Annotated in this window: 10 protein-coding genes; 2 read left to right on the top strand and 8 right to left on the bottom strand. The window is 58.8% G+C overall.

The genetic code is table 11. The features are described 5' to 3' along the window. Positions 1-138 precede the first annotated feature (138 nt). Genes H097_RS12720 through H097_RS12705 form a run of 4 tightly spaced genes read right to left on the bottom strand, consistent with a single transcriptional unit; the run spans position 139 to position 3,589 of the window. A complete protein-coding gene (locus tag H097_RS12720) occupies positions 139-1,296 on the bottom strand; it encodes an ABC transporter ATP-binding protein (RefSeq protein WP_032860144.1) in 1,158 nt (385 codons plus the stop codon). Beyond that, positions 1,293-1,946: an ABC transporter permease gene (locus H097_RS12715; protein WP_027604864.1), complete on the bottom strand. Its 654-nt coding sequence runs from the start codon at positions 1,944-1,946 to the stop codon at positions 1,293-1,295. The genes H097_RS12720 and H097_RS12715 overlap by 4 nt, the downstream gene beginning before the upstream one ends. 12 nt (positions 1,947-1,958) lie before the next feature. Further along, the gene (locus tag H097_RS12710) at positions 1,959-2,852 is read right to left on the bottom strand and encodes a glycine betaine ABC transporter substrate-binding protein (protein ID WP_032860143.1); all 894 of its coding nucleotides are present in this window, start codon (positions 2,850-2,852) and stop codon (positions 1,959-1,961) included. Between the two features lie 20 nt (positions 2,853-2,872). Beyond that, positions 2,873-3,589 carry an ABC transporter permease gene (locus H097_RS12705; protein ID WP_032860141.1) on the bottom strand — a complete coding sequence of 239 codons (717 nt, stop codon included), beginning with the start codon at positions 3,587-3,589 and terminating at the stop codon, positions 2,873-2,875. Between the two features lie 329 nt (positions 3,590-3,918). Here H097_RS12705 and H097_RS12700 point away from each other — a divergent pair, with 329 nt between their 5' ends. Next, a complete protein-coding gene (locus H097_RS12700) occupies positions 3,919-5,502 on the top strand; it encodes a peptide chain release factor 3 (RefSeq protein WP_032860140.1) in 1,584 nt (527 codons plus the stop codon). A 294-nt stretch (positions 5,503-5,796) separates the two neighbouring features. Next, positions 5,797-6,216, top strand: coding sequence for a hypothetical protein (locus H097_RS12695; protein WP_032860139.1), 420 nt, complete (start codon positions 5,797-5,799; stop codon positions 6,214-6,216). Between the two features lie 245 nt (positions 6,217-6,461). Here the strand turns inward: H097_RS12695 and H097_RS28720 are convergent, their stop codons facing one another. From H097_RS28720 to H097_RS12675, 4 genes are all read right to left on the bottom strand, one after another. Further along, positions 6,462-6,683: a hypothetical protein gene (locus H097_RS28720; RefSeq protein WP_229752309.1), complete on the bottom strand. Its 222-nt coding sequence runs from the start codon at positions 6,681-6,683 to the stop codon at positions 6,462-6,464. 405 nt (positions 6,684-7,088) lie between these two features. Beyond that, positions 7,089-9,347 (bottom strand): TonB-dependent siderophore receptor, encoded by a 2,259-nt coding sequence (locus H097_RS12685; protein WP_032860138.1) that lies wholly within the window; start codon positions 9,345-9,347, stop codon positions 7,089-7,091. A 354-nt stretch (positions 9,348-9,701) separates the two neighbouring features. Continuing rightward, positions 9,702-10,673 (bottom strand): peptide ABC transporter ATP-binding protein, encoded by a 972-nt coding sequence (locus H097_RS12680; protein ID WP_032860137.1) that lies wholly within the window; start codon positions 10,671-10,673, stop codon positions 9,702-9,704. Continuing rightward, entirely contained in the window at positions 10,673-11,641 is a 969-nt protein-coding gene (locus H097_RS12675) for an ABC transporter ATP-binding protein (RefSeq protein ID WP_032860136.1), read from the bottom strand. Before H097_RS12675 ends, H097_RS12680 begins: the two co-directional genes overlap by 1 nt. Positions 11,642-11,646 lie beyond the last annotated feature (5 nt).

Here is an 11,646-nt window from a genome sequence, read left to right as displayed (position 1 = left end):
GTCCAACTTCTTGGGGGCAGTCCAAAATGTGGGAGCGGGCTTGCTCGCGAAGGCGGTGGTTCAGCACCCTATTCAGTGACTGACACGCCGCCTTCGCGAGCAAGCCCGCTCCCACAGTTTTGACCGAGTGGTGTCAGGTCAGGCCTGGGCGGTTTCTGCGGGCGACACAATACTGGTCTTGCCACCACGGGACTTGCCGGAGCTCAGGTACTCGGCAATCGACTCCTGGGTCACTTCCCCCAAAAACACCCGCTCGGCATCCATCACCGGCAGCCACGAACGGTTGAACTCGTACATCCGTGACAGCAGGATGCGCAAGTGCTCGTCAAACGCCGCCGTGGCGTTGAATTCGCGCAGGTACTGGGCGCAGGTGCCGGTCTGACGATGCAGGTCGCGACGTCGCACATACCCCAGCGCCTTGTTCTCGGCGCAAGTGACCACCACATAGCGCCGGTCATGCTCGTCCATCAATTCCAGGGCATCGGCTACCGGGGTTTCCGGGCTGACCGACGGGGCGTTGTCCGCCGCGTCTTCGGCCTTGACCAGCAGCAGGCGCTTGAGGGTGCTGTCCTGGCCGACAAAGTTGCTGACAAATTCGTCGGCAGGATGGGCCAGCAGAGTGTCCGGGTGGTCGATCTGCAACAGCTTGCCGGCGCGGAAGATTGCGATCTTGTCGCCGAGCTTGATCGCCTCGTCGATGTCATGGCTGACCATGATCACGGTCTTGTTCAACGCACGCTGCATCTCGAAGAACTCGTTCTGGATCATCTCGCGGTTGATCGGGTCGACCGCGCCGAACGGTTCGTCCATCAACAGCAACGGCGCATCGGCCGCCAGGGCGCGGATCACGCCGATTCGTTGCTGCTGGCCGCCGGACAACTCGCGCGGGTAGCGGTGCAGATACTGCTTGGGTTCGAGCTTGATCATGCTCATCAATTCGCGGGCACGGTCATGGCATTTCTGCTTGTCCCAGCCCAGCAGCTTGGGCACCACCACGATGTTTTCCTCGATGGTCATGTTGGGGAACAGGCCGATCTGCTGGATCACATAGCCGATGTTGCGGCGCAGGGTCACTTCATCGAGGTCGGTGGTGTCTTCGCCGTTGATCAGGATCTTGCCCGAGGTCGGGCGGATCAGGCGGTTGATCATCTTCAGCGTGGTGCTCTTGCCGCAACCCGATGGGCCGAGGAACACACAAATTTCGCCTTCGTTGACGGTCAGGCTCACATCGTTAACGGCAGTAATGGTCTTGCCGTTGCTTTGGAAGGTCTTGGACAGGTTTTGAAGTTCGATCATTTGAGCAATCCTTTTGGAGTCAGCGAGCGTTGCAGCCATTGCAGAAGCAGGTCGGCGAAGATGGCCAGGAGACTGACCAGCACGGCGCCAACGATCAGCATCGACATGTCGCTGCGGCTGATGGAAGCCAGAATAAGTACACCCAGGCCACCGGCGCCGATGGTGGCGGCAATGGTCATCACACCGATATTCATCACCACGGCAGTGCGCACGCCGGCGAGGATCACCGGCACCGCGATGGGCAACTCGACCATGCGCAGGCGCTGGCCGAAGGTCATGCCGATGCCTTTGGCGGCTTCGCGAATCCCAGGCTCCACGCCGGTCAGGGCCAGGTAGGTGTTACGCATGATCGGCAACAGCGAGTAGAGGAACACAGCGGTGATCGCCGGCATCGGCCCCAGGCCCTGGCCGAACTTGGAGTAGAACGGCAGCAGCAGGCCGAACAGGGCGATGGACGGCACGGTCAGCAACACCGTGGCACTGGCCTGCAACGGGCCAGCGAGGGTCGGGAAACGGGTCATCAGCACGCCCAGGGGCACGCCGACGACAATTGCGAGGATCACGGCGATACCGACCAGGGTGATGTGCTGCCAGGTCAGGTGCAGGACTTGGGCCCAATCAAGATGGGAAAAGGCGTTCAAAAATTCCATGTCTTCTCCTCTTTAGTTGAGTGGGTGCTGGCGCAGGAAATCAGCGGCAACTGCGGACGGGCTTTCATGGTCGACGTCGACCCGCGCGTTCAACTGGCGCATGGTTTCATCGTCGAACAGCGCCGCCAGTGGCTTGAGCTCGGCGGCCAGTTGCGGGTGGGCATCCAGATAAACCTGACGCACCACGGGCGCGGCGGTGTAGTCCGGGAAGTAATGCAGGTCATCTTCCAGCAGCTTCAACTTGAAGGCGTTGAGGCGCCCGTCAGTGGTGTACACCAACCCTGCAAACACCTGGCCGTTACGCAGCGCGGTGTAGACCAGGCCGGCGTCCATCTGGCGCGTGTTTTCGCGGGTCAGGTTCATCTCATACAGCTTGACCATGCCGGCCATGCCGTCGGAACGGTTGGCGAACTCGGTGTCCAGAGCCACCAGGCGGTGCTCCTTGGTGTCCTCTCGCATGGCGTTGTTCAGGTCGCTGATCGTATTGATCTGCGGGTGCTCGGCGGCCACTTTTTCTGGCAGTGCCAGGGCGTAGGTGTTGCTGAACTTCGATGGCGAGAGCCAGACCAGGCCTTTTTTCGCGTCGAGTTCTTTGACCCGTGCGTAGGACTGTTCGCTGTCGAGTTTTTCGTCCACATGGTTGTAGGCCACCAGGGACACGCCGGTGTATTCCCAGATCAGGTCCAGTTGCCCGCTTTCCTGGGCACTGCGCGCCAGGTTGCTGCCCAGGCCACCGGTCACGCGGGTGTCGTAACCCTTGGTGCGCAGATACTGGGAGGTGATTTCCGCGAGCAGGGTCTGCTCGGTGAACACTCGGGCGCCGATGCGGATCACCGGTTTTTCAGCGGCTTGCGCAATGCCTGCAAACAGCAGGACGCAGCCTAATATCAAGCTTATTTTTTTCATGTCGATTCCTTTACCCAGCCTTAAGACGCACGCACTCCGCGTTCCAGCCAGAGGCGGCTGGCCATGGTCACCAGGCCGTCAAGCAGCAAGGCCAGCAGCGCGGTACACGCGGCGCCGAGCAGTAATTGCGGCTGATTGTTCAGGGCGATGCCGGGGAAGATCAGGCTGCCCAGGCTGTTGGCACCAATCAGGAACGCCAGCGGTGCGGTGCCGACGTTGATCGCCAGGGCCACACGCACGCCACCGATGATGATCGGCACGGCGTTGGGCAGTTCGACGCGAAACAACACCTGGCGCGGGGTCATGCCGATGCCGACGGCCGCTTCCTTCAGGGAGCCCTGCACGTTTTTCAGGCCTTCATAGGTGTTGCGCACGATTGGCAGCAAGGAGGCGAGGAACAGGGCGAAGATCGCAGGGCCCATGCCGATGCCGAGGACGCCGAGGGCGATGGCCAGTACGGCCAGGGGAGGGACGGTGTTGCCGATGTTGAAGATCTGCATGAAACGTTCTGCGCGCCCGACCATATTCGGTCGGCTGAGCAGGATACCGGCGGGAATCCCTACAACGAGGGCGGCCAGCATGGAGACTAGAACGAGGATCAGGTGTGCTTGCAGGTAAAACAACAAATCGTCGCGGTACATCTCGATCGTGTTGATGCCGATCCAGTGGATCAGCAGGGCCAGGAGAGCGACGACAACCGCTCCTCCTATCAGCCCTTTGCCATAGCGAATAGCCACAGGCGGACTCCTTTATTTCAGTCGGCGAGCACATTCCCGTGTGGCATTGCCATTCCTGGCTGCCGGTCAATGTGGTCGCGAAAAGCAGCTCGCCAATGCCGGCAATACGGCGTTTGGTCGAACCATGAGCGCAGCCCCGTCAGGCTAACTTGCTGATATTTCAGCCTCTGTTACCAATGCGATAACAGGGGAGTGGACGTCTCCGCCTTTTAAAAGGTTCCATAATTGGCAGCATTTAGCCACCCCCAATCGGGTGAGCGGTGGTCTGGGTGCCTTGATTTACGCTATACTCGCCGCCCTTTTTTGACTCACCTGCCAGGCGATTTCCCATGACCCACCAGGCCGCCGAAGTCGCGAAACGCCGCACTTTCGCCATTATTTCCCACCCCGATGCCGGTAAAACCACCATCACCGAAAAGCTCCTGCTGATGGGCAAGGCGATCGCTGTGGCCGGCACGGTGAAATCCCGCAAGTCTGATCGCCATGCCACTTCCGACTGGATGGAGATGGAGAAGCAACGGGGTATTTCCATTACCACGTCGGTCATGCAGTTCCCTTACCGCGAACACATGATCAACCTGCTCGACACCCCGGGCCACGAAGACTTCTCCGAAGATACCTATCGCACCCTGACCGCAGTGGACTCGGCCTTGATGGTCCTCGACGGTGGTAAGGGCGTTGAGCCACGTACCATCGCGCTGATGGATGTCTGCCGCCTGCGTGACACGCCGATCGTCAGCTTTATCAACAAACTCGACCGTGATATCCGTGATCCGATCGAACTGCTCGATGAAATCGAAGCCGTCCTGAAAATCAAGGCTGCGCCGATTACCTGGCCGATTGGTTGCTACCGCGACTTCAAGGGCGTGTACCACCTGGCCGACGACTACATCATTGTCTACACCGCCGGCCACGGTCATGAACGCACCGACGTGAAAATCATCGAGAAACTCGATTCCGACGAAGCCCGCGCCCACCTGGGTGACGAGTACGACCGGTTTGTCGACCAACTTGAGCTGGTGCAGGGCGCCTGCCACGAATTCAACCAGCAGGAATTCCTCGACGGCCAGTTGACCCCGGTGTTCTTCGGTACGGCATTGGGCAACTTCGGTGTCGATCACGTGCTTGATGCGGTCGTGAACTGGGCGCCCAAGCCTCTGGCGCGGGTTGCCAACGAGCGCACGGTTGAGCCAGTCGAAGAAAAATTCACCGGTTTCGTGTTCAAGATCCAGGCGAACATGGACCCCAAGCACCGCGACCGTATCGCCTTTATGCGTATCTGCTCCGGCAAATACGAAAAGGGCATGAAGATGCGTCACGTGCGTACCGGCAAGGACGTGCGCATCGGCGACGCCCTGACGTTCTTCTCCTCCGAGCGTGAACAACTGGAAGAAGCGTTTGCCGGCGACATCATCGGCCTGCACAACCACGGCACCATCCAGATCGGCGACACCTTCACCGAAGGCGAGGCACTGGGCTTCACCGGTATCCCGCACTTCGCCCCGGAACTGTTCCGCCGCGTACGCCTGCGCGACCCGCTCAAGTCCAAGCAACTGCGCCAGGGTTTGCAGCAATTGGCCGAAGAGGGCGCGACCCAGGTGTTCTTCCCCGAGCGCAGCAACGACATCATCCTCGGCGCCGTCGGTGTGCTGCAGTTCGATGTGGTGGCCAGCCGCTTGAAAGAGGAATACAAGGTCGAGTGCTCCTACGAGCCAATCACCGTGTACTCCGCGCGCTGGATCGATTGCAGTGACAAGAAGAAACTGGAGGAGTTTTCCAACAAGGCGGTGGAAAACCTCGCCATCGACGGCGGCGGTCACCTGACCTACCTGGCCCCGACCCGGGTCAACCTGGCGCTGATGGAAGAGCGCTGGCCGGATGTGAAGTTCCGCGCGACGCGTGAGCATCATTAATTTAGTCATTTCATAGTACGAAACTAAAAAACCCTAAAGATTTTATCTTTAGGGTTTTTTATCGCCTTGAGAATAGCTGGAAAGTCAACTGTGAAGCTTGACAGTAGGTTTTATAGGGCGCGGCTGTTAAATAGACATGAAGACCAATGTAAAAGGTGTTTTGCTTTTTGGGCAAAAAACGAGGTCGTGAGGCCTACTATCAATGTTGACAGTAGACGCTCAACAGCATGTTTTTGGTTTGGAGCTTGAAAGCACAGGTCTTTCTATCAAATTACATAGCATGGAGAGTGAGTCATGGTCAGTCATGAAGAAAGTATGGTAGCGGATGCCATCGGGCACTTTGAATATCGTTTTGAAGACGGAGGGCTTGTAACCCCTCGTTATAAGTACGTATATCTTGAGACGGGGCAGTTTCCTGTCCTGCCGATTTTTCAAGGTCGGGATACAGATAACCCTATACATGAAACGGGCTTTATTTTTAGATTCGATACGTTTGATTTTTGGGGGGGCAATGTTCCTGTTAATCAGGGATATCGTGTGGAACATTTTCTGTCAGGGGGGGTGACTAGACTTACGTCCGGTTTTATTACCGGAATGATTAACCCTTCAGAAAAATCTGGATTTTTTACGTTTAATCTCGATGTGCCTATTGGGGATACGGTTAGACGTGTCGAAGGGTACTTCATATTGAAGCAGGCCGGTGCTGTATTGTAGGTGTTGAGAGGTTCTGGGTTGCCAACTGTTAATGTTAGCAGTTGGCGCTGAACTTTGTGCCTTCTACGTTAGAAGTGGGAGGCATGTGACTTTGATGGGTGAATGTGGAGATCGATATCATGTTAGATAGTCAAGGTGTCGGGCGAAAGATGGCGTGGTATGAAAGTGTTGTGCTTTCATGACGTGAATTGATGAAAGGGCGAAGCCACCATGCCGTCGCCCTTTTCATTGGAGGGTCGTAAAAATTACAGCGTATTCGATCCAACTCTCAGCTGTTTCAAGGAAAGCTCCGCCCCCACCCGCACCGCTTCAACCTGTGCAATCACCGCATCTTTTACAAGCGCTTCGCCAAAGTCGGTCAACTCCTGGTTTTTTATGTGCTCGACACTGAGGTAGAGCAAGTGCAGGGCAACATCCATGGCGCTTTGGAAAGAGATTAGCGTGTTGTTCTTGCCAAGCTCTTCCATGACCGCCTCCCAACGGCGATCCGATTATTTCTGGAGGGTTTTGAATTCTTCAAAGGTGACGTCGCCATCTTTATAGATGGTGTTTAGTAAGTTTTCGAGTGAACGGGATATGTCGCGATACTTCATAAAGGTCTACCTGTTGATGAGGGTTTGGACGGCAGACTTTAATCGTGGATTTTCTGTGGGGCAATATTAATGGAGGAGATGTTACATGTTTCAGATTTTGCGAGGTAAGGTCGGGGGTTAACGAGTGTTGGTTGTAGTTATTTTCTTTATTAGTTGCCTTTTCTGGGCGGGGATTACAGATAAGTTCGAATCAAACTTGATCAACGATATTTCAACATCGTCGGAAAAAGCACCGCCCGGCAGGCCGGGCGGTGCAGGTGTTTTCGTTGAGGTGTAGCGTCAGAAGGAAGCAGTCACCGACGCAAAGTAAGCACGCCCCGGCTCGTTATAGGTCTGCGCGCCCGCGTCATCCGCATTGCCTTTGCGATACAGGCGCTTGTCCAGCAGGTTTTCGATACCCACGCGTACGCTCAGGTTCTTGGTGAACTCGTAGCCACTGCTCAGGCCCATCAGGCCGTACGGGTCGACATCCTGCTGCGCGCTGCTGTCGTAATTATTGGCACTGCGTGAATTGAGGGTCGGCGCTTCCTGTTTGCCGTAGTAGGTGCCGCTGACCTGGAACGACAGTTTGTCGGTGGCCTGCCAGTCCAGCGTGGTGTTGACCGTGTACTTGGGAATGATGCTCAGTGGCTCGCCAGTGTCCTTGTCCTTGGAGTCGATCATGTAGGTCAGGTTGGTGTTCCAGGCCAGGTCGTCGCGCAGGTCCATGAACAGGTTGCCCTCGATCCCCTGGACCAGTGCCGCGCCGCTGTTTTCCCACTGCAGTACACGGCGGCCGCCGTCCAGGCGGAAAGCGGCCTGGTTGCTGGCATTGATTTTGTTCTTGTAGTCATTACGGAAGTAGGTCGCGCTGGTGCGCCAGGTGCCTTTGTCGAAGGCCAGGCCAATTTCCTTGTTGACGCTGATTTCCGGTTTCAGGTTCGGGTTGCCGATCAGGTAGCAACCGCCCGAGTTGGCTTCGCTGGCGTTGCAACCATTGCCGCGGCTGTACAGCAGGTAGTTGGGATTGGATTGATACAGGTTCGGCGTCTTGTAGGCCCGGGCGATACCACCCTTGAGGCTCAGTTCATCGGTCAACTGGTGCGAGGCGTTAAGGCTCGGGCTCCAGTTGCCGCCGTACTCTTCATGATTGTCGTAGCGCAGGCCGGGGGTGATGATGGTCTTGCTGCCGACTTCGATGTTGTCCTCGGCGAACAACGCATAGCTCGACGCGGTGGTCTTGGTGCTGCTGCGGCTGACGCCTGGGATGCCTGGGACAGCACCGGTGCCTGGGTCGTAGCTTTGTGGGCGCAGCGAGCCTGGATCGTTCATCGATTCGTAGAGGTATTCGCTGCCCAGGGTCAGTACCTGCTCAGTGCCGAAGCTCAGGGGCAGGTTGACTTCGGCAGTCGCTCGGGTATTGCGCAGGCGCGACTCAAAAGCACCCGCAGTGGCAGAAGGTGCACCTTCGCCGGAGCCTGCCAGGCCTTCGTTGAGACGCGCGTTGCGGGTCAGGTCGTGGCTCAGCGACGCCAGGGTCGAACCCCAGTCAAACTCGCCGCGATGGGTGGCGGAGAAACTGCTGCGCTGGATCACGCTGGTTTCCTTGCCCACCAGGCTGTTAACGAAGGTGCCGCCGCCGTTGAGCATGGTGTCGCCGGCAAAGATATTGCCCTGGCGGCTGTAGCTGGCTTCCAGGTCCAGGGTTTGCTCGGGGGTGAACTGCCAGCTGAGCAAGCCGTTGACGTCCTTGTTGCGCACACCTTCTCGGCCGGCTACCAACGAGTCGGCGCTGGCCTGCTCGGCCTGGTTGATGTTGGAGTCATCGGCGTCGGTCTTGTTCAGGCCACCGTAGACGCGGAACGCCAAGGTATCGCTCAACGGGCCGCTGAGGTTGAAGTTGGTGCGCTTGCTCATGCCTTCGGCATCGTCTTCGGGCAGCGACACGTAGGTGGTCAGCGAGCCGTGCAACTGGTCGGTCGGGCGCTTGGTGATGATGTTGATCACCCCGCCCATGGCGCCGGAGCCATAACGCGCGGCCGCCGGGCCACGGAGGATTTCGATGCGTTCGACTTCCTCGGCCGGTACCCAGTTGGTTTCGCCACGGGTATCACGGTCGCCGCTCCAGCCGTAGCGCACGGCGTTGCGCGAGGTCGACGGCTTGCCATCGATCAGGATCAGGGTATTTTCCGGGCCCATGCCGCGCAGGTCGATCTGGCGATTGTTGCCACGGCTGCCGCTGGAGCTGTTGCCGGTCAGGTTGACGCCTGGCTCACGGCGGATGATGTCCGACAGATCGTTGGTCGGTGGGCGCTTCTTGATGTCTTCGGCGGTGATGATCGACACGCCGGGGGCTTGTTTGAGCTCTTCGGCGGCGGTGCCCAGGATTCGTGTTTCGCTCAGTTCCAAGGCTTGGGAGGTGCCGTCGACGGGCAGGTCGGTCGTCTCTATCGGGACTTTGCCGTGTTCTTTCTCCTGGGTATCTGCCAGCAGTGTGGGAGACGAAAGGGCGGCGATAAGCGCCAGGGAAAAACGGCTGAGCCTGAATCGAGGGGACATGTGAGTAAAATCCTTTAAGGAAGGTGGTAACTGGGCGAGATGCACCAGAACTGCCTTCCAGCAGGATTCGGCGCTCTCTATGCGCCGGAATGCTATTCATTATCAAATGTAAGCAAATGTCATTTACAACTTTTACACTTTGGCCGGGCCTCGATGCGGCCCCAAAAAACAAAAAAGCCCCTCCTGCCAGACTGATGCGCAATCTGGCGGGAGAGGCTGTACAACTCGGTATCACCACGATCCCCTGTGGGAGCGGGCTTGCTCGCGAAGGCGGCGTATCAGTCACTGAATGGGGGGCTGACCCACCGCTTTCGCGAGCAAGCCCGCTCCCACACAAGCCCGTTCCCACAGGCTTTAGGCCACGAACTGCTCCGCGTGATGGCAAGCCACCTGGCGGTTGTCCAGTTCGCGCAACAGCGGCTCTTCACTGCTGCAGCGCTCGGTCGCGTACGGGCAGCGCTTGTGGAAGGCGCAGCCAGGTGGCGGGTTCAACGGGTTGGGCAGTTCGCCGACGATCTTGATTTTCGGTTTGTTCGGGTCCGGGTGAATGGTCGGGGTGGCCGACAACAGCGCCTGGGTGTACGGGTGCAGGGGGCGTGCGTAGATGTCTTCCTTGGGACCCACTTCCACCGGGCGGCCGAGATACATCACCATCACGTCATCCGCCACGTGCTGGACGACCGCCAGGTTGTGGGAGATGAACACATAGGCCGTGTTGTACTGCTGCTGCAAATCCATGAACAGGTTGAGCACCTGGGCCTGGATCGACACGTCCAGCGCCGAGGTCGGTTCGTCCGCCACCAGCACTTTGGGTTGCAGCATCATCGCCCGGGCCAGGGCGATCCGCTGGCGCTGGCCACCGGAGAACATATGCGGGTAGCGCTGGTAATGCTCAGGGCGCAGGCCCACTTGCTTCATCATCGCCTGGACTTTTTCCCGGCGCTCGGCGGCGGACAGGTTGGTGTTGATCAGCAGCGGCTCGCCCAGTTGATCACCGACTTTCTGCCGTGGGTTCAACGACGCGTAAGGGCTCTGGAACACCATCTGCACGTCTTTGCGCAGTTGCTTGCGCTGGGCCTTGTTGGCGCCGGCGACTTCCTGGCCGGCGATTTTCAAGGCGCCGGACGATGGCTCTTCAATCAGCGTCAGCGCCCGGGCCAGGGTGGATTTGCCGCAACCGGACTCACCCACGACAGCCAGGGTCTTGCCGGCTTCCAGCTCGAACGACACGCCATTGAGGGCGCGCACGGTGGCGTGGCCCTTGAACAGGCCACGGGACACTTCGTAGTGACGGGTCAGGTCGCGGGCGGTAAGAACGACGGCCATTACGCCACCTCCTGGTTCAAGGGGTAGAAGCAGCGCACAAGGCTGTGGGCTTGCGGGTCCAGGCTCGGACGGGTCTGGCGGCAGCTGTCCTGCACGTAGGGGCAGCGTGGCGACAACAGGCAGCCTTGCGGGCGGTCATAACGGCCGGGGACGATGCCCGGCAAGGTTGCCAGGCGCTCGGCGCCCATGCTGTGTTCCGGGATCGCCGCCAGCAATGCCTCGCTGTAAGGATGCGCGGGTACGTCGAACAAGCCCGGCACCTGGCCGACTTCCACGGCTTGGCCGGCATACATCACGCACACCCGCTGGGCGGTTTCTGCTACCACCGCGAGGTCGTGGGTGATCAGTACCAGGCCCATGTTCTGTTCTTTCTGCAGGGCCAGCAGCAGCTCCATGATCTGCGCCTGGATGGTCACGTCCAACGCCGTGGTCGGCTCATCCGCGATCAGCAGCTTGGGCTCGCCGGCAATGGCCATGGCAATCGCCACACGCTGGCTCATGCCGCCCGACAACTGGTGCGGGTAGGCGTCCATGCGGCTGGCAGCGCCGGGGATTTCGACTTTTTCCAGCAACTCGATGGCACGCTTGCGCGCTTGCTTGCCGGACATTTTCAGGTGCAGGCGCAGCACTTCTTCAATCTGGAACCCCACGGTATAGCTGGGGTTCAGCGCGGTCATCGGGTCCTGGAAGACCATCGCCAGGTCTTTGCCGACGATCTGCCGGCGCTGGCGATTGCTCAGCTTGAGCATGTCCTTGCCGTCGAAGGTCAGCGAGTCGGCGCTGACGATGCCGGGATGCTCGATCAGGCCCATCAGCGCCATCATGGTCACGGATTTACCCGAGCCCGACTCGCCAACGATGGCCAGTACTTCGCCTTTGTCCACGGATAGGTCGAGCCCGTCGACCACTGGCACGGCAGTCTTGTCGCCGAAGCGCACATTGAGATTCTTGATTTCTAGCAGTGACATGGGAA

The organism is Pseudomonas sp. FH4 (assembly GCF_000510915.2).
GTDB classification, from domain to species: domain Bacteria; phylum Pseudomonadota; class Gammaproteobacteria; order Pseudomonadales; family Pseudomonadaceae; genus Aquipseudomonas; species Aquipseudomonas brenneri.
This window is presented reverse-complemented; position numbering and strand designations above follow the sequence as displayed.